This window comes from Uniformispora flossi (assembly GCF_049534875.1).
Classification (GTDB): Bacteria; Actinomycetota; Actinomycetes; order Streptomycetales; family Streptomycetaceae; genus Yinghuangia; species Yinghuangia aomiensis.
In genome coordinates, this window is the sequence record NZ_JBMULZ010000005.1 from 43,187 (window position 1) to 64,932 (window position 21,746).

The following is a 21,746-nucleotide window of genomic DNA, read 5'->3' on the forward strand; positions in this document are numbered from 1 at the left end:
TTCGGGTTCCCCGTACCGGTTTCCGCACCGGTTGGTCCGCAGCAATGCCCCCGTGCCCCTGGAAACCCCGCGCGGGTGTCCCTAGGCTCCCCGCGACCCGCCCCGAGGAGGCCGCAGCCATGGCGAACACCGACGCCAACAGGAAGCTCGTCGCGCAGTTCTGGCAGGACCTGTACGACCGCGACTTCGACAAGGTCGGCGCATATTTCGCCGAGGACGGCCACTACACCGACGTCCCGGCACCCGGCGCCGGCGCCTACGGGCCCGAGCAGATCGCCGCGCGCCTGCGCCTCGGCCTGGACATGCTGTCCGCCTACGAGCACGAGTTGAAGCACATCGTCGCCGACGGCGACGTGGTCATCACCGAGCATGCGGAAACCTGGCACTGGAAGACCGGCGAGAGCGTCACGCTCCCCTTCGTCTCGGTGCACGAGGTCGGACCAGACGGGAAGTTCGCCCGCTGGCATGACTACTGGGACTTCAACACGCTCATGAACGCGGCCCCGGCCTGGTGGCTCGAGCACATCGCCAAGGGCTTCACGGCCTGACGCACCGGCGCCGAAAAGGGGCGAGCCCCGGCGGCACACGCACGCCAGGGGCTCGTCTCGGAAGCTTGGTCCTCCGGGGCCGCAGTCATGGATCCGAACGCGCGGCCGCGCCGAAGGCAGTCAAATCGTAGCAGACCACACGCCGCGGTCTCCCGTGACTATTCCGACCCGGCCGGCAAAAGCGCAGGTCAGGATGCCTTTTTGTTGATCGCCTCGTAGACCCGGTCGGCCAGCTCGGGGTGCATGTCGAGGTAGCCCTCGTCGTCCACCTCGAAGGCGCCGGTGCGGTAGCTCTCCACGAAGGTCCGCAGCATGCGCGCCAGGTCCGGGTAGTCCGCCTGGCCGTCCGCGCCCTCCACGTAGCTCCACACCTGGACGACGCCCTCGTGGGACGTCCAGGCCACCGCGTAGAAGTCGCCGGCGGGCGAGACCAGCAGCGGCAGCCACTCCTCGTCGCCGTCCGACTCGACCTCGACCTCGTCCCGGAACTCCAGCGCCTCGGCGAGGCTGATGAGCACGTATCCGGGGATGAACGACGCCTCGTCGACCGTCTGGTCCTCCTCGGCGCGGGTGCCGTCCGCCCAGCCGAACCACTCGACCAGCTCGTCGGGCGCCCCGTCCAGGCGCTCCCGCACCAGTTCGGGCGCGAGCCCGGGCTCGAACAGCTGGACGACACTCCGCCCGAGCCGCTCCAGCTCGTGCCGGACCCCGTCGAGCCCTTCCGTGACCGTGGCCATATGTGCTTCCTCCTGCCCTGCGTACGCGCGGTGCGCACCCGCGTACAGGATGTCGTACCGCACCCCCGGACGTGCCCGGCCGCCGCAGGCTCGCGGATGCCGGGAAAGCCGAAGGGCCCGGCCGAGCGGCCGGGCCCTTCAAGCGCTACCCGCGGGCCCGGGGGCTCTACCCCCGGATCACCCGCATCGCGTGTTTCCGCGGTCGCCCGCGGTGCCGAGGCTCAGGCCTGCGGCTTGCCGTCCAGGCCGAGGATGGCGTTGGCCGGCAGCACGGAGTGCTTGAGGTTCTCGTCGACCGGGCCGTTGAACGGCGCGTACTTCGGGGCACCGGCGTTGCGGCGGTAGGCCGTCGTCGAGTGCTCCGGGTTCTTGTCGAACTCGGGGATGACCTTGTCGCCGAACAGCTCGATCATCTCGAGGTTCTCTTCGTGCGACATGCCGTCGTTGATGCCGAACACGAGCTGGTCGCAGCCGACGGTCTGGTACGCCGCGATCTGCTCGCAGACCTCTTCCGGCGTGCCGACGAGCATGAGGCCGGCGTCGATGGCGAAGTCGAGGAACTCGTCGCCGCCCTGCGACAGGTCGAACGGCGGCTCCGGCCAGGTGATGGCGTCGGCCGACTTCGGCATCGTGTCGTGGTACATGTTCACCATCGTGACCAGGTAGCCGCGGCCCTTGGAGATGGCGATCTCGCGGGCGCGCTTGCGGTCGTTCAGGCAGATGACCGCGTTGGTCATCATCACGTTGTTGTTCTGGAAGTCGCCGAGGATCTCGACCGGGTTCTCCGCGGCTTCCTTGTAGGCCTCGATGCGGCCCTTCAGGTTGTAGATCGGCTCGAAGTTGAACGCGATCGCGCCGACGCCGAGCGAACCGGCCTTGGCGAACGAGCCCGGGTTGCCACAGGCCATCCAGATCGGCGGGTGCGAGTGGCCGTACGGCTTCGGCAGGATGTTGTGCGGGGTCGGCACGGTGAAGTGCTCGCCCTGGAAGGAGTAGTCGTACTGCTCCCACATGCGCACGATCTGCGGCGCGACCTCGTCCCACTCGGCCTTGGTCGAGTTGGTGTCGGCGATGTTGAACGACGCGACCTCGTGCGAGCCGGCGCCACGGCCGGTGCCCCACTCGAAGCGGCCCTCGGTGATGTGGTCCATCATCGCGGCGCGCTCGGCGAAGCGGACCGGGTGCTCCTTGCGCGGCGAGAGCGAGTTGATCGCGGTGCCGAGGTGGATGCGCTCGGTCTGCGCGGCGACGTAGCCGATCGCGACCTCGGGGGCCGACAGGTGGCTGTACTCGGTCAGGCCGTGGTGCTCGCCGAACCAGGCGTACTTCCAGTTGTGCTTGTCCGCCTTGATCGCGAGCTCGAACTCGCGCATGAACATGAGGTGCTCGGACGCGCGGTCGTGCGCAGCCGGTCCCGGGATGTAACCGTTCAGGAAGATGCCGAACTCCACGTGGAGCCTCCCAAAGTGCCTGGTTCAACAATGTCGCGTCTGGCGGCTGCGCCCGTACAGCGGCAATGTACGCGCGCCCGGTCGGAACATGGCCGGAGAGGTGTCTAACGTCACGTCAGAAACCGTGCCTGCCAAGGGGGTTCACACACCGCCTCCGACCTGCTAACTGTCCCGGGACGAGAGGGTAACAACACGGAGAGTGATCGGGTTTTCGAGGCGACACGTGTAAGCAGCACGTACGCAACAACGATGTGATCAGCATCGGTCAGATTTGAGGGATTTTCCGTTCAGGCACGGTGAGCAACCGAACAGTCGCGGCGTCCGAGCGCGGATCCGCTTGGATGGTCGCCATGAGTGCCCTGGAGCTGTATCCCGCCCTCGCCCGCCTCGATCTCGTGGCCGATCCGGTGGCCGCGGCCCTGAAGCAGTGGACCGCCTCGGTACCCGTCGACGCCGTGCGGGTCGCGGAAATCGATCCGGAGCTGGCCGACACCGCGGAGTTCTGCGCGCACTACGGCGTACCGCTCGGCGACTCGGTCAACTGCGTGGTGATCGCCGCCAAGCGCGGCGGCGACGTGACCTACGCGGCCTGCATGGTCACCGCGCTGACCCGCGCGGACGTGAACGGCCTGGTCAGAAAGCACTTGGGAGCCCGCAAGGCGTCGTTCGCACCGCTGGCCGAGGTCGCCGAGGCCACCGGGATGGAGTACGGCGGAATCACCCCGATCGGGCTGCCCGCCGGGTGGCCGGTCCTCGTCGACCCGGCGGCCGCCGCGGTCGAGGCGGCGATCATCGGCTCCGGCAACCGGCGCTCGAAGATCGTGCTGCCCGGACGGGCGCTGGCCGAACTTCCGGGGGCCGAGGTGCTGACGGGGCTGGGCGTCCCCCTGGGATAAGCGCGGTATGAGCGGTCCCCGCGGTCAGCTGTGCGGGTTGAGCACCCGTTCGACCTCGTGCGCGGCGCGGTCGCTGAGCAGGCCGCGCCAGCCGCTCAGCAGGCCGTACAGCTCGGGCGTGCCGGACACCTCCGGGTGGGCCCGGACGACGTCGAGTTCGTTGGCTGCGGTCAGCTCCGCGAAGGCGCGGCGCGCGGCGGCGTCGGGCACGTGGCGCTCGCCGGTGAAGCGGTCGGTGAACTCGGCGGCGGCGTCCGCGAACTCCGGGTACGAGCTGCCCCGGTCGCAGCTGGCGTAGAAGTAGACGAGGGCCTCGGCGTCGGCGCCGATCAGCGCGGCCACCTCGGCGCGGCGGTCGAGCCCGAACAGCGCGACCGGGAAGCCGTCGGTGCCGTAGAGGGCGTGGCACAGGCCGGCCAGCCGCAGTTCGCGCGGCGCGCCCCATTCGGTCAACTCGTCGTGGACGCGCACCAGATGGTCGAAGAGGTTGCCGCCCGGGTGCGCGACATCCTCGGCACCGAGCGTGCGCAGCAGGGAGACGGCGTCCGCCGTGGCCACAGGTTCACCGCCGATCTTCACCAGCCGGCAAGCCGGACGAGACAACAACGCGACAACAACGCGACAGCAGGCACAGCCGAAACGCGACATCGGGCACGACGCCCGGCAGGCACGGCCGGGCGAGCTGGGGTCGGCACCCGCCGTGCTGTCGACGGGTCGGACGGGTTGCCGCCCCCGGGCCCACCCGATAGCCTCGCGCCCCGCAATACCCAAGTCAATCCTAGGATTTCCTGGGCTTGACCCAAGTTTCAGCTTGGTGATCATGACACTCGACGACCTGCGGACCTTCATTGCCGCGTGCCGGCACGGCAATCTGACCGCGGTCGCCCGCGACCTGGGCTGCACGCAGTCGGCGGTGAGCCAGCACATCAAGCGCCTCGAACACGAGGTCGGCCTGGACCTCCTGGAGCGCCTGCCCCGCGGCGTCGCGCCCACCGAGGCGGGCCGCATCCTCTACGCCGCCGCGCGCGACAGCCTCGCCGGACTCGACCTCGCGCTCCAGCGGCTGGGCGACCTGCGGGACGGGCACGGCGGCACGGTCCGCGTCGCCACCGGCGCCACCACCGTCAAGCACTTCATGACCGGCGCGATCGTGGCGTTCCGCCGCACCAATCCGCACACGTCCCTGGAGTTCCAGACCGAGAGTTCGAGCCGCACCTGCCTGGCCGCGGTCGCCGCGGGCCACGCCGACCTCGCGTGGGTCACCATCGGCGAGCCGGTGCGCGGCATCGAGCAGCGCCCGGTCGCCGCGCTCCCGTGGATGCTCGCGGTGCGCCGCGACGACCCGCTCGCCGAACGGGAGCGGCTGACCATGGACGACCTGGCGGGCATCCACCACATCCGGCTGCCCGAGACGTCGACGTCACGCCTGCGGCTGGACGCGCACCTCGCCGCGCACGCCATCCGGCCGCCGTCCACGACCGGCGTCGCGGACTGGGACACCGCCATGCTGCTGGCCGAACTCGGCCTCGGGCACGCGGTGGTGCCCGACCTGCCCAACCTGGCGCGTACCTCCGACGGGCCGCTGCGGCTCGTGCCGATACCCGATCTCCCGCCGCTCACGGTGGGCTGGGCGGCCCGGCAGTGGCAGGCGCTGTCCCCGTCCGCGCGAGTGTTCGCCGAAGCCGTGGAACGCGTCGCGCCGGGACGGCTGCGTGCCGCCGCGGGGGACGGCGGCGCGGGCGGGACGACCGTGCCGCACCCCGCGCGGCCGGGCGCCGCCGAGACCTCCGTACAGTCGTCGGTATGACCACGTCGCCTTCGCTGACCGTCGCCGACGACCTGGCCGCGGCGCGCCCGCTGCTGTTCGCCTACTACAACGCGACGGCGACCGAAATGGGCTACCCCACGTGGGACTCCCCCGACGACCTGCCCGACTACTTCCGCACCGACTTCGACGACGTCGAGGCCTACTACGCGGCCCCCGGCGGGTACCTCGTGGCACGTCTGGACGGCGTCCCAGTCGGCGGCGTCGGCTACCACCTCCTCGGTGCGGACGACGTCGAGGTCAAGCGCCTGTACGTGGCGCCCGAAGCACGCGGCGCGCGGGTCGCCCGGCACCTGATGGACGCGCTGCACGACCGCGCCCGGGCGGCCGGCGCCCGCCGCTGCGTCCTCGACGTGCTGCCCCAGCGGACCACGGCCATCGCGCTGTACGAGCGGCTGGGCTACCGGCGCATCCCGGGCTACCTCGACGACCACGGCCCGATCCCGCTGGACTGCTTCGCCTACGACCTCTGACCTACGCCCCCTCAGGGGCGGGCTCCAGATCCGACAGCCGCGCCAACTGCTCGGCGTTCAGCCGGACATCGAGCGCCTCGACGTTCTCCCGCAGGTGGGCGACCGAGGTCGTACCCGGGATCGGCAGCACGACCGGCGACCGGTGCAGCAGCCACGCGAGCGCGGTCTGCGCGGGCGTCGCGCCGAGTTCGCGGGCGATCTCGGCGACGGGCCCGTCCGGCCCCGCGTGCGCGCCCATGGCGACCGGAAAGAACGGGATGAACGCGATGCTGCGCTCGGTCGCGTAGTCGAGCACCGCTTCGTGCTGCCGGAAGCCCAGGTTGTACATGTTCTGCACGGACGCGATCGGCGTGATCGCGTCCGCTTCACGGAGCTGCCCGACCGTCACCTCGGACAGGCCGATGTGCCGCACCTTGCCTTCGTCGCGCAGCTGCGCGAGCGCGCCGATCTGGTCGGCAAGCGGGTACTCCGGGTCGATCCGGTGCAGTTGCAGCAGGTCGAGGCGGTCGACGCGCAGCCGCCGCAGCGCGAGTTCGGCCTGCTGGCGCAGGTAGGCCGGGTGCCCGAGCGGCACCCACGCATCGGGCGCCGGACGGACGACGCCGACCTTGGTGGCGACCACGACGCCCTCGCGGTACGGGTGCAGCGCCTCGGCGACCAGTTCCTCGCTCTCGCCCAAGGCGTAAGCGTCCGCCGTGTCGACCAGGTCCACCCCCAGGCCGACGGCGGCACGCAGCACGGCGAGCGCGCCGTCCCGGTCGACGGGGCCGCGCCATACGGGTGCGGCGGCCGGATCGGCCGGGCGTTCGTCGGTCAGCCGCATCGTGCCGAAGCCGATGCGCCGGACGGGCAGCTCGCCGCCGAGCGAAAAGACCTGGTCGGCGGTGGTGTCGAAGGAACGGCGGGTGGTGTTTCCGATGAGGTTCGTCATGCCCGCGACGTTAGGATCTGACATCCATGTGAGGTTCAAGCGGATGTGAGGGGGGTCACATGACAGGCCTGATGAAGATCGGCGACCTGGCCCGCGCCACGGGCGTCAACCCGCGGCTGCTGCGCTACTACGAAGAGCAGGGCCTCATCACGTCGCAGCGCACGGCGAGCGGCCACCGGCACTACACCGCGGAGACGGTCGAAGGCGTCGAGCGCGTGCGGACGCTGCTCGCGGTCGGGCTGTCCACCGCGGTGATCCGCGAGCTGATGCCGTGCTTCATCGCGGGCACCGACCTGCACCCGTGCGCGGGCGCCGACCTGCAGACCCACTTGGACGAACTCGAAGCACGCATAGCGGAGATGGAGCACACCCGCGCGTCGCTCGGCAACCTCATCGCCGCGGCGAAAGCGAACCCGCCGAACGCCGCCTGACGCTTGCCGCGGCCTGTCACGACGTGCCGCCCGAAGCCCGCGGCCAGAGCAAGGAGCTTGCGAGTGCCGGAACTTCCCGAATTCCGCCTGGAAACATACTTTTCCCGCTGGGAGTTCACCGCGCGATTCCACATGGCGGCATCGGACGCGCAGACCATGCGGGTCGCCGACCTGCTCGCGCTGGCGGACGACGCCGACCGCGAGGCGTGGGAGAACCTGGCCCTCGGCTACACCGAGACCCGCGGCGACCCGGGGCTGCGCGCCGCGATCGCGGACACCTACGACTCCGGCACCATCTCCCCCGACGACGTGCTGTGCTTCGCCGGCGCCGAAGAGGCGATCTACCTCGCCATGCAGGTGCTCCTCGGCCCGGACGACCACTGCGTCGTCACCACGCCGAACTACCAGTCCGCCGAGACCGTCCCGCTCGCGCTGTGCGAGGTGACCGGGGTGCCGCTCGACCCGGACGACGACTGGGCGCTGCACGTCGACCGGATCGAGGCCGCGCTGCGCCCGCACACCCGGGTGGTGTCGGTGAACTTCCCGCACAACCCGACCGGCAAGGTCGTGGACAAGACGACGTTCCGCCGCCTCGTCGAACTCTGCGACGCCCGCGGCATCCACCTGTTCAGCGACGAGGTCTACCGCGGGCTGGAGCGCGAGCCGGCACGGACGCTGCCGCAGGCCGCGGACCTGTCCGACCGGGCGCTGTCGCTCAACGTCCTGTCCAAGTCGTTCGGGCTGCCCGGGCTGCGCGTCGGCTGGATCGCCTGCCGCGACCGCGCGCTGCTGTCCCGGCTGGAGCGGGCCAAGCACTACACGTCGATCTGCAACGCGGCGCCGAGCGAGATCCTGGCGCGCATCGCGGTGAAGGCGCGCGGGCCGATCCAGGGGCGCAACCGGGCGATCGTCGCGGAGAACGTGCCGCTCTTCGACGCGTTCTTCGCCGAGTTCCCGGACCTGTTCGCGTGGCGGGCGCCGGACGGCGGCTGTGTCGCGTACCCGCGCTACCTCGGGCCGGGCGACGTCGGCACGTTCTGCCGCGACCTGGTCGAGGAGGCCGGCGTCCTGCTGCTGCCCGCCGACATCTACCGCTCCGAACTGGGCCCCACCCCGCGGGACCGCTTCCGGATCGGCGTCGGGCGCCGCGATCCGGGACCGGCGCTGGCCGCCTTCGCCGACTGGCTGCACAAACGCGCGAAGAAATCCTCGGCGCGCCGATGAGTCTCGGGCGGGGTTCCGGTCTACATCTGTGACAACGACGGCGGAAGCCGAACGTACCCACGGATACCCGGACGATCCGGGGCGCCCGGAGAACCCCGGCACCCGGACGTCCGGACACTCGGAAGAGGAGCGCCCGATGGCGACCATGATCTTCGTGAACCTGCCGGTCAAGGACCTGGACGCGAGCAAGGCGTTCTACACGGCGCTCGGCTACCCGCTCAACCCGCAGTTCACCGACGAGAACGCCGCGTGCGTGGTCATCAGCGACACGATCTTCGCCATGCTGCTGACCGAGCCGTTCTTCAAGAACTTCACGAAGAAGGAGATCGCCGACGCGCGGACCTCCACCGAGGCGATCATCGCGCTCAGCGCCGAGGACCGTGCGGGCGTCGACCGCATCGCCGACCTCGCCCTCGCGCACGGCGGCGCCGAGGCCAACCCGCCGATGGAGCAGGGCCCGATGTACAGCCGCTCCTTCCAGGACCCGGACGGGCACCTGTGGGAGGTCATGTGGATGGACCCGGCCGCGATCGAGCCGCAGGGCTGACCGGAACGCTCCCGCCCGACGGATCGGCGGCGGCCCGCCCCGGCCGCGACCGCCGCCGACCCGGGCGAACAGCTCCCGGCACGGGTCCTGAACGGTCCGGGGCACGCCCTCGGGCGTGTCCACCGGATACGCCCTAGCCCAGGCCGCCGCCGATCTTCGTGTAGCCGCGCAGCAGGTCGCGGGAGATGATCAGGCGCTGCATCTCGTCGGTGCCCTCGAAGATCCGGTACAGCCGCACCTGCCGGTACCACCGCTCCAGCGGCAGCTCTCGGGTGTACCCCATGCCGCCGTGGATCTGCAGCGCACGGTCCACGACCCGGTTGACCATGCCCGCGCCGTAGAGCTTCGCCATCGACGAGCTGTGCCGCGGGTCCTGGCCCTGGTCGATGGCCCACGCGGCGCGCAGCACCAGCATGCGCGCGGCCTCGAGTTCCACCTCGGAGTCGGCGATCATCCACTGGATGGCCTGGTTCTCGCCGATGGGCTTACCGAACGTCTCGCGGGTGCGGGCGTGTTCGACGGCCATCTGGAGGACGCGCTCGGCGATGCCGAGGGCGTGCGAGGGAATCGTGTAGCGGCCCTTGCCGATCCACTTCATGCCCAGCTCGAAGCCCTGCCCGACCTCGCCCAGGACGTTCCGCGACGGCACCCGCACATCGTCGAACACCAGGGCGGCGGGCCCGCCTTCGCCCATCGTCTGGATGAACTCCGACGTCCAGCCCATCTCCCGGTCCACCAGGAACGCGGTGGTGCCGCCGCGCCGCACCCCGAGGTCCCTGTCGTTGACCGCGACGACGATCGCGAAGTCGGCCTCGTTGCCGTTGGTGATGAACGTCTTCTCGCCGTTGAGGATCCAGTCGTCGCCGTCCCGGCGCGCGGTCATCTTGATGTTCGCGGCGTCCGAGCCCGCGCCCGGCTCGGTGATCGCGAAGCACGAGATGCGGTCCCCGGCGATCGTCGGCAGCAGGTACTCGGCCTGCTGCCGCTCGTCCGCGAAGTAGAGGATGTTGTCGGCCTCGCCGCCGAACCGGAAGGGCACGAATGTGCGCCCCATCTCGGTCCACACCAGCGACTGCGTGACCGCGGGCAGCTCCATGCCGCCGTACGCCTCCGGCGTGGACAGCCCCCAGAAGCCGAATTCCTTCGCCTTGAGCTGGAGTTCGCGAAGCTCCGAGCGCTCCAGACCGGGCTGGTGCCGGCGCTCGCGGCGCAGCACCTCCTGTTCCAGCGGGATGACTTCCTTCGCCAGGAAGGCGCGCGCGGTGTCCCGGATGGCCTTCTGCTCGTCGGTCAGGGAGAAGTCCACCGTTGCTCCTCGTCGGCCTTAATTAGCAGTGATAATTTGGGACTATAGCCCGCGGCCCGATCCGGCGGAAGACACCGCCCGGGCACCGTCGTATCCGGGCACCGAACGTCGTATCCGGGAAGGCCTTCAGGAGGCGCGCATCGTGGGACGGCCCCGCCGACCGCTGCTCAGCCGGGACCGCATCGTCGCCACGGCTCTCGCCCTCGTGGACGCCGAGAGCCTGGAAGCGGTCTCCACCCGCCGCCTCGCCGCCGAACTCGGGGTCAGCGGGCCCGCGCTCTACAACCACTTCGCCGGCAAGGACGCGATCATCGACGCGGTCGTCGACACCGTGCTCGGCGAAGTCGACATCACCGGCTTCGCCGGCGTCGGGGCGGAAGGCACCCCGTGGCCGGACGCGCTGCGGCAATGGGCGCGCTCGTACCGCGAAGTCCTGGCCGGGCACCCGCACATCGTCCCGGCGCTGGCCACCGGCCCCGGACGGCGGCCGCACGCCCTGCGCATGGCCGACGCGGTGTTCGGCGCCCTGGTCGACGCCGGGTGGCCGCGCGCGCAGGCCACCCGGGTCGGCGTGCTGATGCGCTACTTCGTGACCGGCTCCGCCCTGGGGTCCTTCGCGGGCGGCTTCCCGGACGACGCGGCGGTGTACGCCGGGACGTACCCGCACCTCGACCAGGCCCACCTGCTGGCCGACGCCCAGCGCGAGATCGACGAGTCGGCGTTCGAGGCGGGGTTGGAAGCGTTGATGGCGGGGCTCACCGTCCGATATGCGGCGGTGGTGGCGGAGCGGGGCGGGGATGCCGGCGCCGACGGCGGTCCCGATCCGGCTCCCGGCCGCACCGGCGGTGCCGCCTCCGGTCAGAATTTGTAGCCGCGCCGCACGATGGCCTCCCAGCGGCGCCGGCGTCCCCGCTTCCCGGTGGCCCGGTCGGTGCGGTCGTCGCGCAGCGGCAGCACCTCGTCGTGGCCGCCGAGCAGTTCGGCGAGCCCGGCCTGGCTGAAGTAGTGCGAAGTGATGCCCGGCGCGTCGCGGTCCTCGGGCAGGTAGCGGATCGTCATCGAGCCGTCGTCGTGCTCGCCGAGCACCTCGTACGGCCGCGTCACCTCGGTCCCCACCGCGGTCACCCGGATCGCGAACAGCCCGCCGGGCGCCACCCGGTCGAGCGCCGCACGCACGTGGGCGTGCGCCTGCTCGCGGGTGCCGTGCTGGAAAACGTTGATCCCCGCGACGACCCCGAACCGGGCGTCCGCGGGCAGCGCGCCGAGGTCGCCGTGCACCAGCCGGTGCGCGCGCTCCGGGGCGCGGTTCCGGATCTCGGCGAGGCCGACGGCGGAGATGTCCAGGCCGACCAGGTCAAGGCCGCCGGCCACCAGCGGCAGGTAATTGCGGCCGTTCCCGACCCCGATGTACAACCCCTCGTCGTGCGTCAGACCGAACCGCCGGGCCGCGGAGAGGATGTCCTCGACCAGGGGCTCCGGTGGCAGGTCGAGCAGGCGGCCTTGGGCGTATTCGGTGTCCCAGTACACCTCGGCCAGGGACGGGATCCGCCCGGCGTACTCGAACCCGGGCGTACCGCGCGGCGTCATGGGGTCGTGTCTCCTTCGGGGGCGTCGGGCGGGGGCGGTCGTGCGCGTCGGCGGGGTTCGTCGCGTGGCTTTCCGTTCCACGGGCCTCCGGTCCCGCACGTCCGGTCCGCCCGTATCCCCGCCTGCCGCGACGCCATCCTCCGGCGCCGCCGACATCGCACGACAGGGCGCACGGAAGCACACCCCGGGCGCAGGCCGTCCCGGGCCGCCGCCGGCGATCCCGCGCCCCCAGCGAAGCACAGAGCCAGCCCGCCCACTCCACTTTCGGGTCGTCCTCGGCCGTCGGCACCCCGCCGAACGCGGCCGCCGCCCTACCGTCGACGCATGAAAGAACAGCACTGCGAACACTGTGACTTGATCATCGGCCAAGGCTGCGCTTGCCGGACCCCCGCCACCCCGAGCGCCGAACCGATCCCGTGGACCCGCCTCCCCGGCACCGCCATCCTGATCTCCCCCGGCCGCATCGCCCACACCCCGGGCGGCTGCACCCACATGACCGAGTCCGACGTCCTCAGGCCCGGCTCCCACTGGGGCTGGATCACCGACCCACCCCCCGGCCTCTGGACCCGCATCAGCGACACCCACCCGGCCACCGCCACCGGCGGCCGCCTCGGCACGACGGCGGACCGCCGGTGTCGGCATTGCGCGGAGTCCTTGGGATAGGGCGGCGGGTGGAGGTGTGCGGGGCTCTCAGACGGTGGGCGCGCATCACCGGAGGGCTGTGGGACAGCCCCACCGTCCGGCTCGACCACGCGCCCGCTTCCCTTCACGATGACGCGGATCACAGCACCTGGTGCGCCATCCCACCCCGACCGGGTCCCTCCCGGCCCGGCGCGGTCCGCGACGACCCGGAAATCCCGAACCGGCAGCCCCGCGCTTCTCCCCCACCCGGCCTGGGAACGTGCCGCGCGCCACTCGCCCGCGGTCGGCCTGCTCCCCCGGACCGCGCCGCCGACCGGGAGCGGAGCCCACACACCCCCTGTGGCCTCGGGCACACCCGCCCCGCCGACCCGCTGCCGCGCACAACAAAGAAGCCCCGTCGTCGACTTGGTCGACTTCGGGGCTTTGCGTTTGAGTGGCCAGGGGCGGGGTCGAACCGCCGACCTTCCGATTTTCAGTCGACGAAGATCATTCCGCCCCTGTCCTCCACCGTCTTTCACTGTCCGAATTTGTCTAGATCGCAGCCCATTCTCGGCCCGCAATTACTCCCGCGTCCGCCCCCGTTGCTTCCCGTCCGGGCACACCACGGGCACACCAGGGGCTCACATTGAACGCCTCTGGCAGCCACGCTCGCCATCCGACGCTGGCAGCCTGGGTGGCCGTCTGTTCCAGGTCGAGAGGCTTGTCATGAAGCTGTTCCCGGCAAAGGGGGACGCCAGGGTCCGACAACGCGGATGGCCGGAAGGTGGAAGCGCACCAGCGTGCCATGCAGCGTCGTAATGTCGACCACCCTGACGTAGAACTCGCAGAGCGCCTCGCCGCTCACCTGCGCCAGCTTGGCCTGGACGGCGGGCAGGGTGTTCGCGATTTCCCGCACGATCCCTGTGAAACGTCCCACACCGAGGTCATAGGCCGCTCCCAGGCGGAAGTCGACCGTCGCAATCGGGTAATGCCAAGCCTGGACACAAGCGGCCGTCTCCTCCCCCAGACCCGTCGCGCATCCGCAGAACATCGCAGGAGGCGATTCGGCGGTACGGCTGACGGCTCGGCCGGGTGCCTGCGGCGCCGGGTGCACGGTGATCATCGAGCTATCCAGAACGACCTCGATACTCGTTGCGCTGGTCAAGACTTCAAGCTGACCATCCGCCGACACCACGCGGCTGTGCATCCCGCCCATGAGGGCCGAAGTTGCCTCAGCAATCCCTGGATCGCGCGTCGTGACGCACCATGTGCTCGACAGGCGTCGCCTCCCCTGCGCGCACCTCTCGTTGTGCAATTCGAAGGCTGTGGAACCAACCGGGACGGCGCTGCTCGACTCATGGCGAGGGACGTCATTCACCGGCATGACGAGGCGCGTCCGCCTGCCGACGCAGGTCCGCAATCCGCGCCTCTGTCGCGGCCGTGGCCTGGCGCTGCCGCACAAGCTTGGCTTCGGCCGCGGCAAGTTCTTGGGCCAACCGTTCCTCCCGGATCCTCCCCTCGGGATCGTCGGCTGGACCCACGCGCGTTTGCTCGACGATCCCCCTCTTCTGGCCGCACTCAGGGCAATCGATGACGCTCGCGCTGTAGCGGTCGTTGCTTCGATGCGCGGTTTTTTGAACGACGTGGTTGCAAGTGAGGGCAAGATCCCAGGCGTCGAGCTCTTTCCATCGGTCTGGGTCCTTCGGCCCCGAATCGAGGATCCGCGAGATCGCCTTCCACTGCCTGGCGCTCATGGGGTGCGGGGGGCAGCAGTACCCGCAGTGCATCGTGCGTGAGCCCTCCATGGTCCATCGAAACGCGTGACAGTCCCCGTGCCGTTCCTTGAATCGCGCCTCCTCCGCATCGTGCTCGGCCCGCTGCTCGGGGGTCATGTGCACAAGCCCGATTCGAGCACCGTGTCCGTCGAGCAGTGGTTCACCACATCCTCGGCAGGGTTCGCCTGACTCGAACTCCTCGCGCGTCTGGTACATGCCCTCGCGCTCCCACATCGCCCGCCGCTCCGCCATGCGGCGTTCATCCTCCTCGGCCGCCAAGGCCTCTCGCCGGGCTCGCGCCAGTCGTCGCCGGCACAGCTGTTCCTCTGTCAGCTTGGCCATGTCCCACTCCAGTTCCGCCGTGCTCGATCTCTATCCAGCGCAGCGCCGCAGGTCCCAAATAGATCGACACTCGGCCGCAGCAGACCACGTGATGAGCGAGTGCGACGCGTGATGACTCATCTCTGAGCATCCACCGGGGCCTCCGGATATCCGCGTGCCGCGTGAGACGCGGCTGGAACGCCGGTGAACCGAACGAAATGCCCTTTCGGCGATGCCTCACGCTTGGGCGTGTTGAACGGCACGGATGACTTGGCCGAAGCGCACACGCTCCTGTTCAAGACGTACCCCGCGACCGAAGCGGTCGTCCTGGAGGTCGCGATACAAATCCGACTCCTCCCGCGTCAGGGCCGACAGCTCGCCTCGGTGGGGCGACGGTTCGGTAACCCAGTGCGCCTCATGGCCCAGCAGGGTCTCGCGGTCCATGAGCATCGAGCGCATGCGGGGGAAGCGTCGGCGCAGGCGGTCGAGGATGGCGAAGCCGTGTGTGTCGATGTCACCCCAGTAGGCCACCGAGCGCTCGCCGAGCCAGTTCAGCGCGGCGAGTCGGCTTCCAGCCGCATAGCCGCCTCCGAAGATGACCAAGGCGTCGTCGACCTCGGGGAAGGCCAGGTATGTAGTTTCGTTCTCCACTACGTAGACGGTTGCCGCTTCCATGGGGATGTCGACCAGCTCGCTGACCCGGATGGTGATCTCGCTGACCCCCAGGAACGGCCACCGGGTACGTCCGAGGCGCCGCAATCGGACGTACTCCGGCTTGGCCGCGAAGCGATAGCGGGCTGTGAAATCACCGCGGGGAACGGTGTCGTCGATGCGGTCGGACGGCAAGACCGTGTCGAGGAGGTCGGCCAGACGCGCCTTGTGGTTCTCGACGAACTTCGTGTCGACCGCAGGAACGTCGATGTGACGCAGCGGGATTCCGGGCCGAGACCGATGGACTATCCACTCCGCGGTGGCGACGAGTTGCGGCCAGACATCGGCGTCGGCGAGTACCTGACGTGGGTGCTCGGCCATCCATTCCGCAATGCCTGGGGCGGCGAATTCTCTGGCCTGTTCCAGGAGATCCGCGTACCGGCGGACCTGTTTGTCGACACCCAGGACATCCCACATAGCCTCGTACGTGTCGATCCACACGCGCGCGGGCACATGGTTCGCGCCGACTAGTCGGCCGCCAACCTCACGTGTCTCCAGCCGGAGAGCGCGGGGCCGCTGTGTGAGCCACAGCTGGGTCCACTCCTGGGCGGCACCGAAATTGTCCGCGAGCTCCCGTGCCGTCGGCCCCTTGATCGGCACCTGGTAGGGCTCCCAAGCCTGGCTTGCGGCCCACTGCCGCAGGAAGTCACCGCGCTCGAATCGCTTCCTCAGAAGCGATACGACATCACCGGGTCGCGTCCATTGGTCCGGGATCATGACGCCTCGCGCTCCGCGCGCCGGGCCAGGTGAGCGGCCTGTCGCTCTCGGTACTCTTCGATCGTCAGGGTCTGCAGCCGGGAGTAGCTGCCCGTCGGATTGTCGACGAAACCCACAGCGGAGACATACGGCTCGATCACCTGGATCTTCTGCAGCGGAGTCACCACCAGGAGTTGCAGGCCGAGACGGCGGAACAGACCGAGCGCAAATCGGGCCGACTCCTCGGAGCCCCGGCCGAATGCCTCGTCGATGACAACGAAGCGGAAGGTCTTCGATGCGGTGGCCCCCCAGTCCAACTTGAACTGGTAGGCCAACGATGCCGCCAGGATCGTGTACGCCAGCTTCTCTTTCTGCCCACCCGATTTCCCGCTCGAGCCGGTGTACGTCTCGAACTCGGCATCGTCGCTGCGCCACCGCTCGGACGCAGAGAAGACGAACCAGTTGCGGACGTCCGTGACCCTGCGCACCCAAGCCTTGTCGGCATCGGCAAACCCCTCCCGGCCTTTGAATCGCTGGATCAGCGCCTTGACCTGGAGAAACTTCTGCTCGGTGTACTGGTCGGAACCGTCGGACGAGACCCCACCCTCGGTGCATGCCCGGAGGTCGTGGCGGAAGTCGCTGATCTCGGTGTTCGGGCTGCGGGCGACCTCCAGCTGGATGTAGCGGCCTTCGTTGTAGTCGATGCTGATCAGCGAGTCATTGATGGTGTCGACGCGCTGCCGGATCAATTGCTCTTGTCTGCCGAACTGCGACTGGAAGGTGGCGATGTCGCGGATCGTGTTGACGTTCAGGTGTCGTTTGAACTCTTCCTCGTAGCGAGGAAGATCATCCTGAACCAGCGCTGCGTGCAATGCCCGGTACTCGGCTGCGGACCGCACGTTGTTGTCCATATCCGCCGTTTCGAGCGGATACGCGACCCGGAAACGGGCCATGGCCTGGACGATCTTGGACTCCAGCGTGCGCTGTTCTCGTTGCTTCGCCTCGCGCTCGGAGTTCAATCGAGAGGCAAGCCGGCCCGCCAGGTCGTCGTAGGCTTCGACGTCATCCGCCAACGCCGTCCCCGCACGGCGCATCAGAGCGTCGAACTGTCCACGAGCGTCTGCGAAGGCGGGCCCGTCCAAGAGCTGCTGATTACGCAAAGCCAACCGCTCGGCGTTTTCTCTGGCGTTGCGCAGCTCCCCCTGTTCGCCAACCAGAGCCTCGTGTTCCTTCTCCTTCTTGAGGAGTTCCTCGGCGAGCTCGGCAAGCCGCTCCGTGACTCTCGTCAGTTCGCTGGAAGCCTTGGTGATGCGTTTGATCTCCTCCTTCAGCCCCTCGATGGCCGCCGCCGTGCCGCGCCAGTCGAGCTCGGCGAAGTCCGTGTATGCGGCAAGCAGCCCGAGCACCTCCACCTGGCCGTTGACGCGGTCGAACTCGGCGGCGGCCCTCGCGGAGTCACCTCGCAGGCCAAGGAATCTGTCGTTGAGCCTGGTCAGCGTGGACACCAACGCGTCGATCTTGCGCTCGTTGCTCCAACCGAGGACGTAGGTGGCCCGGTCGTCGATGCGCCTGGTGTCGTCCTTCTCGTGACGTCCTCGCCCCGACTTGATTTGCCCGGACTTGGTCAGCGCCCGTTCCACGCGGTGAAATTCCGTCATGGACTCCACGCATATGAGGCCCGCCCGATTGGCCAGCTCCCGCTTGATCCACGGCGCGAACTGCGTCTCGTCCACGTCAAGTTTGGCGGCAAGCCGACGGTGCGCGTCGGGATCGTGCTCGGGCGGTGGCACCGTACGCAGGTGATCCGGCACGCGGTAGTACACGATCTTCGTACCGAGGTGGTGGGCATCGATCCAGCCAGCGACGGCCGCGTAGTGTCGCTCTGCCACCAGGAGTGAGAGCCCGAATCCGCGCAACACTCGCTCAGCTGCGCCTTCCCACGCACTCTCTTCAGCGCGCACCTGGATCAGCTCGCCGGCGAACGGCAGGCTGTCAGGCCCGACGCCTACCGCCGCGCAGAGTCGAGTCCGCAGCTCCAGGCTGCGTCGAGGGATGTTGCTGCGACGGTCCCGGAGACTGGCGATCTCGGCCCGCGCCTCCTTGATCTCACCGTCGAGGTTCTGCTCGGCGAGGGCAGTCTCGGTGACCTTCTGCTGCGCTGTCGTTCGGTCGTCTTCCATCGCCGTGCGCTGCACGTGGATGCGTTCCCGCCGAGCCGCGAACTGCGAGGCGTCGGAGACCGGCTCCAGACCGGCGCTGAGGAGTAGGGCATCGTAGCTGTCAGCACGTCGATGCTGGTCGTCGCGACGTGACTTGGCCGCCTTCACCTCACGTTCGATTTCGGCGATCCGGTTGCCGCCTAGGCCGGCCCGTTCGATTTCGAGACGCTGGATCCGGTCGCGGAGCTCTCTCAGCTGGGACTTCGCGGTGGAAGCGCCAAGAGTGAGTCGACCTTCTTCCCGCTGAAGTACGGCAACGGTGGTCTGAAGGAGCATGTCCTTGCGCTCGGCGATGAAGTAGGGGACTGCCTCCAGCTCCCGGCGGACCGCGCCAAGCCGCGCCTCGACGGCATCGAATTTTGCGCAGTCGGCCAAGAGCGGGTCGAGCAGTTCAAGTTGCGTACGTGCCTTCATGACGGCTTCGTGTGCACGGTCCAGGTCGTCGAAGTGACCGACCATGGCGGCGATCGTGCTCGCGGTGTCGAAAGGTTCGAGCATGTGCTGGCGGACGAAGTCATTGAGATCCCCGACTGCCTTCATCGAAACGGTCTGGTGGAACAGCTCCATCGCTTGTTCGGACGGGATGCCCAGAAGGCGACGGAAACCACGTCCGTACTCGGGAAAGCCGGTGTGAACATCGGCACCGTGCTTGCGCAGTCGACGACGCAGCGCGGTCATGTCCGTCCCGAAATCGGTGAAGTCAGAGGCGATGGACAGGTCCCCCGAGGCCGTGACGAAGAACCGGCTCGGGGTGGACTGCAGGCTGTCCGGCATCCAGAAAACCTGGGCCAGCGTGACGTGCGCGTCCAGCGCGTGGTTGACGAAGGCTCCGAGGAGCACCGAGTAGGCACCAGGTTTGCGCAGCCCGACCGGCCGGGACAGACCGGAAACTTCGCTGCGCTCGGACTTGTGGTAACCGAGCACATACGACCGCAGCGACCGTTCCCGTGTCTCGGCACCTGCCGCCTTGTTGTACGAGATCCGGTGCGCAGGCAGCAGCAACGTCGTGATCGCATCCACCAGCGTCGACTTGCCCGACCCGATGTCGCCGGTCAGCAGGCCGTCAGCGGCGTCAAGTCCCAGGGACCAGATGCGGTGGTCGAAAGTTCCCCAGTTGTAGACCTCCAAACGGTCGAGGCGGAATCCCGGACGCCGTGTCGACGCACTGGCTGTGTCCTCCAGTTCGACCGCGGCGAACAGCCCGTCCATCAGTCACCCCCGCTTCCCAGGTCCGATGCGTCGGAAGGCCCGTTGCCGTCGGTCGCGCCCGAGACTTCGGCGCCGTATGCCCGCAACGCCTCCTCGAACCCGGAGAGCCACTCGGCATCCACGAAGGCCTTGAGAATGCGGCGGACTTCATAGGCATCTGTGCCGCCGAGCCGGCGGAGGAAGCTCAGATCCTCGGCCTTCGCTATGTGGACCTTGATGCGGTCCATGAGCCGCGCCTCCTGCGTGGTCTCCGGCAGGAAGAGCCGCATCATGTCCGCGATCTGCTCGCCGGTCAGCACCAGGCGGGCGTCACCGCCCTGTGCGTCGTGTTCGGCAAGACGCTTGCGCAAGAGTGCGAGCAGGAGGCTCACGTGCAGCGAGAGGCGATGACGAGGCACCAGCCGCGGCAGCTCGACGGTCTCGCCCTGGGCGTCCGGATCCTCGGGCCGCGACGTCAGGTAGGCGTACCCCTCCGCGTCGTCCACCACGACCGTCAGGCCGATGACAGCGACGTGGTCGCGGACCTGCGCCTGGCCAGCCATCAGGTGCCGCCAAGCGGCTTCGTGCTGATCGCGGTACACCACGCCTTTCATGAGCTGCGCGACCGCGAGCCCGAAGTGTGCATCGCTCACTCTGCGTTCCTTTCGGGCACCTGCGTCACCGAGACTGCCGATGCCGAGCGCCTGCGCACGAACGTCACTCGTGGAAGCCGTGCTGTCCGCACCATGTCGTCCGATGCACTGGCCTGCCAGCTGACCAGCTGCTCCGCCGACGCGTCGCAAACGACCTCGAAGGCGGTGTCCGACAGCGCCATATACGAGATCAGCTCGGCCAAGCCCTGCTCCAGGGGGTACGCGTCCAGCACCGTGCCCAACCCGACCTGCGCGCCATCGCCCATGCAGGCGCGGACGGCCTGGATGAGACGCTGATGGTCGACATACACCTGGTCGAAGAGGACGTCGGCGTCGATGTCGTCTTCCGCGGAGTCCGGCGCAGCGGAGTCGATCACCAGGGCGGCCTTCGGCCGGTACATGGGGCGTTCCAAGGGCAACGTGATTTCCGGCGCGGCCTGGTCCATCTCCATGTGCAGGCGGTCTGCGCCGGGAAGTTCGCGCAGTCGGAGTGCCTGTACCTCGATGTTCCGCAGAATGTCCATGACGCGGCGGTTCTCCAACCAGACCTGGTCGTCGAGGAACCTCCGCAGTTGCTCGGACAACAGGCGTACGGTTGCCTGGGCGCGACCGGCGGCCTCAAGCCAGTCGTACTGGATGTGCGCCAATCGCGCGTCGGGGTTCTCTACCGCGGCCAGGGATTGCACGGACTGCAGCAGTGCATCGAACTCCTCCTGCCTACCGGGCGAAAGCAGGAAGTCGTAGAAGGCATGGAAGCTCCGGCCTTCGTCGGAGTCCGCGATGGCGTCGCGATCGCCGAGCACACTTCTCAGCAGGTCGCCTTTGCCTCCGTCCCACGTGGAGATGCGCTCGCGGACGGCTCGATCCAGGCGGCGGAAGTTGGCCTCGACCTCACGGAAGTCGGACAGGATGCCATACGCGGTCTGCGCGAACTGCTGGTAACGATCGCGGACCGCCGAGTCGGGCATGATGTCGAGTTCGCCGGCCTGGACGCGGGCGATCTCCCGGTCGATCTCGTCGCGCCGGCGCTGCAGCTCCTGCAGCCGCGCGACTTGGTCGGTCTCGGTACCGAAGGCCATCTGCCGCAGCAGTTCGATGACAATGCCGAGCCGGGACTCAGTACCCACGAAGGCCCTGGCCCGCAACGAGGCAACCCAGCCGACTGCCTTCTCCAGAGCGGCAGTCGCCTCATAATGCGGCTCGTTCGAACCCTGCGGGTAGAACTTGCGCAGCCACCCCTGCTCAGGGGCAGCCCAGTCGTCGAGGTAGGCGGTCGGCTTCTTGGGGAAGGCGTCTTCACCAAGTTGCTCACGCAGCACGTAGAGCATGTCCTCGAAACGCGCCGTCAACTCCGCGGCCGCTACCGAACGAGCGCTCTCATCGACGAAGACCCGCCCCAGAAAGGCAAGTACCAGCGGCGCATGGCCTGCTCGCAGCAGCCGCCATGCCGGATCATGCCGACGAAGCGCGGTGAGCTCGTCGTAGTCCACCTCGGCATCGTACGTACAGTCACGGGGGCGTACCCACGAATCAGGAAACTCCCCACTGTTCAGTTGTGGCGCGAAGCCGAAGTCGAGACCACTCACCCACGCCCCGAGTAGGACTG

Annotated in this window: 21 protein-coding genes and 1 tRNA gene; 9 read left to right on the forward strand and 13 right to left on the reverse strand. The window is 68.9% G+C overall.

Translation table 11 applies throughout. The features are described 5' to 3' along the window. Positions 1 to 119: 119 nt before the first annotated feature. Positions 120 to 548, forward strand: a complete 429-nt coding sequence (locus ACPA54_RS12765; RefSeq protein WP_423529090.1) for a nuclear transport factor 2 family protein — start codon at positions 120 to 122, stop codon at positions 546 to 548. Between the two features lie 188 nt (positions 549 to 736). Here the strand turns inward: ACPA54_RS12765 and ACPA54_RS12770 are convergent, their stop codons facing one another. Beyond that, positions 737 to 1,285, reverse strand: a complete 549-nt coding sequence (locus tag ACPA54_RS12770) for an SMI1/KNR4 family protein (protein ID WP_345674242.1) — start codon at positions 1,283 to 1,285, stop codon at positions 737 to 739. Positions 1,286 to 1,506: 221 nt separating this feature from the next. Continuing rightward, entirely contained in the window at positions 1,507 to 2,736 is a 1,230-nt protein-coding gene (locus tag ACPA54_RS12775) for an LLM class flavin-dependent oxidoreductase (protein WP_423529092.1), read from the reverse strand. 350 nt (positions 2,737 to 3,086) lie between these two features. Between ACPA54_RS12775 and ACPA54_RS12780 the strand changes: the two genes are divergently transcribed. Beyond that, complete coding sequence (locus ACPA54_RS12780; RefSeq protein ID WP_423529093.1) at positions 3,087 to 3,632, forward strand: YbaK/EbsC family protein; 546 nt, start codon at positions 3,087 to 3,089, stop codon at positions 3,630 to 3,632. Positions 3,633 to 3,656: 24 nt separating this feature from the next. On the opposite strand, the gene ACPA54_RS12785 is transcribed toward ACPA54_RS12780, so the two are convergent. Continuing rightward, a complete protein-coding gene (locus ACPA54_RS12785) occupies positions 3,657 to 4,190 on the reverse strand; it encodes a DUF6817 domain-containing protein (RefSeq protein ID WP_423529095.1) in 534 nt (177 codons plus the stop codon). A 262-nt stretch (positions 4,191 to 4,452) separates the two neighbouring features. Between ACPA54_RS12785 and ACPA54_RS12790 the strand changes: the two genes are divergently transcribed. Together ACPA54_RS12790 and ACPA54_RS12795 are read left to right on the forward strand one after the other, a co-directional pair. Continuing rightward, on the forward strand, positions 4,453 to 5,439 hold the full coding sequence (locus tag ACPA54_RS12790; protein ID WP_423529097.1) for a LysR family transcriptional regulator: 987 nt from the start codon (positions 4,453 to 4,455) through the stop codon (positions 5,437 to 5,439). Further along, positions 5,436 to 5,930: a GNAT family N-acetyltransferase gene (locus ACPA54_RS12795; protein WP_423529099.1), complete on the forward strand. Its 495-nt coding sequence runs from the start codon at positions 5,436 to 5,438 to the stop codon at positions 5,928 to 5,930. The genes ACPA54_RS12790 and ACPA54_RS12795 overlap by 4 nt, the downstream gene beginning before the upstream one ends. Position 5,931: 1 nt before the next feature. Here the strand turns inward: ACPA54_RS12795 and ACPA54_RS12800 are convergent, their stop codons facing one another. Then, on the reverse strand, positions 5,932 to 6,861 hold the full coding sequence (locus ACPA54_RS12800; protein WP_423529101.1) for an aldo/keto reductase: 930 nt from the start codon (positions 6,859 to 6,861) through the stop codon (positions 5,932 to 5,934). A gap of 59 nt (positions 6,862 to 6,920) precedes the next feature. Here ACPA54_RS12800 and ACPA54_RS12805 point away from each other — a divergent pair, with 59 nt between their 5' ends. The 3 genes from ACPA54_RS12805 (at position 6,921) to ACPA54_RS12815 (ending at position 9,063) form a co-directional block, all read left to right on the forward strand. Further along, positions 6,921 to 7,292: a MerR family transcriptional regulator gene (locus tag ACPA54_RS12805; protein WP_423529103.1), complete on the forward strand. Its 372-nt coding sequence runs from the start codon at positions 6,921 to 6,923 to the stop codon at positions 7,290 to 7,292. Between the two features lie 63 nt (positions 7,293 to 7,355). After that, a complete protein-coding gene (locus ACPA54_RS12810; RefSeq protein WP_423529105.1) occupies positions 7,356 to 8,516 on the forward strand; it encodes a pyridoxal phosphate-dependent aminotransferase in 1,161 nt (386 codons plus the stop codon). 136 nt (positions 8,517 to 8,652) lie between these two features. After that, positions 8,653 to 9,063 carry a VOC family protein gene (locus ACPA54_RS12815; RefSeq protein ID WP_423529107.1) on the forward strand — a complete coding sequence of 137 codons (411 nt, stop codon included), beginning with the start codon at positions 8,653 to 8,655 and terminating at the stop codon, positions 9,061 to 9,063. A 133-nt stretch (positions 9,064 to 9,196) separates the two neighbouring features. Here ACPA54_RS12815 and ACPA54_RS12820 read toward each other — a convergent pair whose 3' ends face one another. Then, positions 9,197 to 10,369, reverse strand: coding sequence for an acyl-CoA dehydrogenase family protein (locus tag ACPA54_RS12820; protein ID WP_423529109.1), 1,173 nt, complete (start codon positions 10,367 to 10,369; stop codon positions 9,197 to 9,199). A gap of 142 nt (positions 10,370 to 10,511) precedes the next feature. Between ACPA54_RS12820 and ACPA54_RS12825 the strand changes: the two genes are divergently transcribed. After that, entirely contained in the window at positions 10,512 to 11,240 is a 729-nt protein-coding gene (locus ACPA54_RS12825; protein WP_423529111.1) for a TetR/AcrR family transcriptional regulator, read from the forward strand. On the opposite strand, the gene ACPA54_RS12830 is transcribed toward ACPA54_RS12825, so the two are convergent. Continuing rightward, positions 11,228 to 11,956 (reverse strand): class I SAM-dependent methyltransferase, encoded by a 729-nt coding sequence (locus ACPA54_RS12830; protein WP_423529113.1) that lies wholly within the window; start codon positions 11,954 to 11,956, stop codon positions 11,228 to 11,230. The two genes, ACPA54_RS12825 and ACPA54_RS12830, sit on opposite strands and share 13 nt — an antisense overlap. A gap of 324 nt (positions 11,957 to 12,280) precedes the next feature. Here ACPA54_RS12830 and ACPA54_RS12835 point away from each other — a divergent pair, with 324 nt between their 5' ends. Beyond that, positions 12,281 to 12,619 (forward strand): hypothetical protein, encoded by a 339-nt coding sequence (locus ACPA54_RS12835; RefSeq protein ID WP_423529115.1) that lies wholly within the window; start codon positions 12,281 to 12,283, stop codon positions 12,617 to 12,619. Between the two features lie 413 nt (positions 12,620 to 13,032). Here ACPA54_RS12835 and ACPA54_RS12840 read toward each other — a convergent pair. From ACPA54_RS12840 to ACPA54_RS12870, 7 genes are all read right to left on the reverse strand, one after another. Beyond that, positions 13,033 to 13,106, reverse strand: a tRNA-Phe gene (locus ACPA54_RS12840). Positions 13,107 to 13,301: 195 nt separating this feature from the next. Beyond that, the gene (locus tag ACPA54_RS12845) at positions 13,302 to 13,793 is read right to left on the reverse strand and encodes a hypothetical protein (RefSeq protein WP_423529117.1); all 492 of its coding nucleotides are present in this window, start codon (positions 13,791 to 13,793) and stop codon (positions 13,302 to 13,304) included. 154 nt (positions 13,794 to 13,947) lie between these two features. Further along, positions 13,948 to 14,694, reverse strand: coding sequence for a hypothetical protein (locus ACPA54_RS12850; RefSeq protein ID WP_423529119.1), 747 nt, complete (start codon positions 14,692 to 14,694; stop codon positions 13,948 to 13,950). A 216-nt stretch (positions 14,695 to 14,910) separates the two neighbouring features. Next, positions 14,911 to 16,101 (reverse strand): Wadjet anti-phage system protein JetD domain-containing protein, encoded by a 1,191-nt coding sequence (locus ACPA54_RS12855; protein ID WP_423529120.1) that lies wholly within the window; start codon positions 16,099 to 16,101, stop codon positions 14,911 to 14,913. Next, positions 16,098 to 19,508, reverse strand: a complete 3,411-nt coding sequence (locus tag ACPA54_RS12860; RefSeq protein ID WP_423529122.1) for an ATP-binding protein — start codon at positions 19,506 to 19,508, stop codon at positions 16,098 to 16,100. Before ACPA54_RS12860 ends, ACPA54_RS12855 begins: the two co-directional genes overlap by 4 nt. Beyond that, on the reverse strand, positions 19,508 to 20,140 hold the full coding sequence (locus tag ACPA54_RS12865; RefSeq protein ID WP_423529124.1) for a DUF4194 domain-containing protein: 633 nt from the start codon (positions 20,138 to 20,140) through the stop codon (positions 19,508 to 19,510). Before ACPA54_RS12865 ends, ACPA54_RS12860 begins: the two co-directional genes overlap by 1 nt. Continuing rightward, on the reverse strand, positions 20,137 to 21,630 hold the full coding sequence (locus ACPA54_RS12870) for a DUF3375 domain-containing protein (protein WP_423529126.1): 1,494 nt from the start codon (positions 21,628 to 21,630) through the stop codon (positions 20,137 to 20,139). Before ACPA54_RS12870 ends, ACPA54_RS12865 begins: the two co-directional genes overlap by 4 nt. Positions 21,631 to 21,746: the final 116 nt, after the last annotated feature.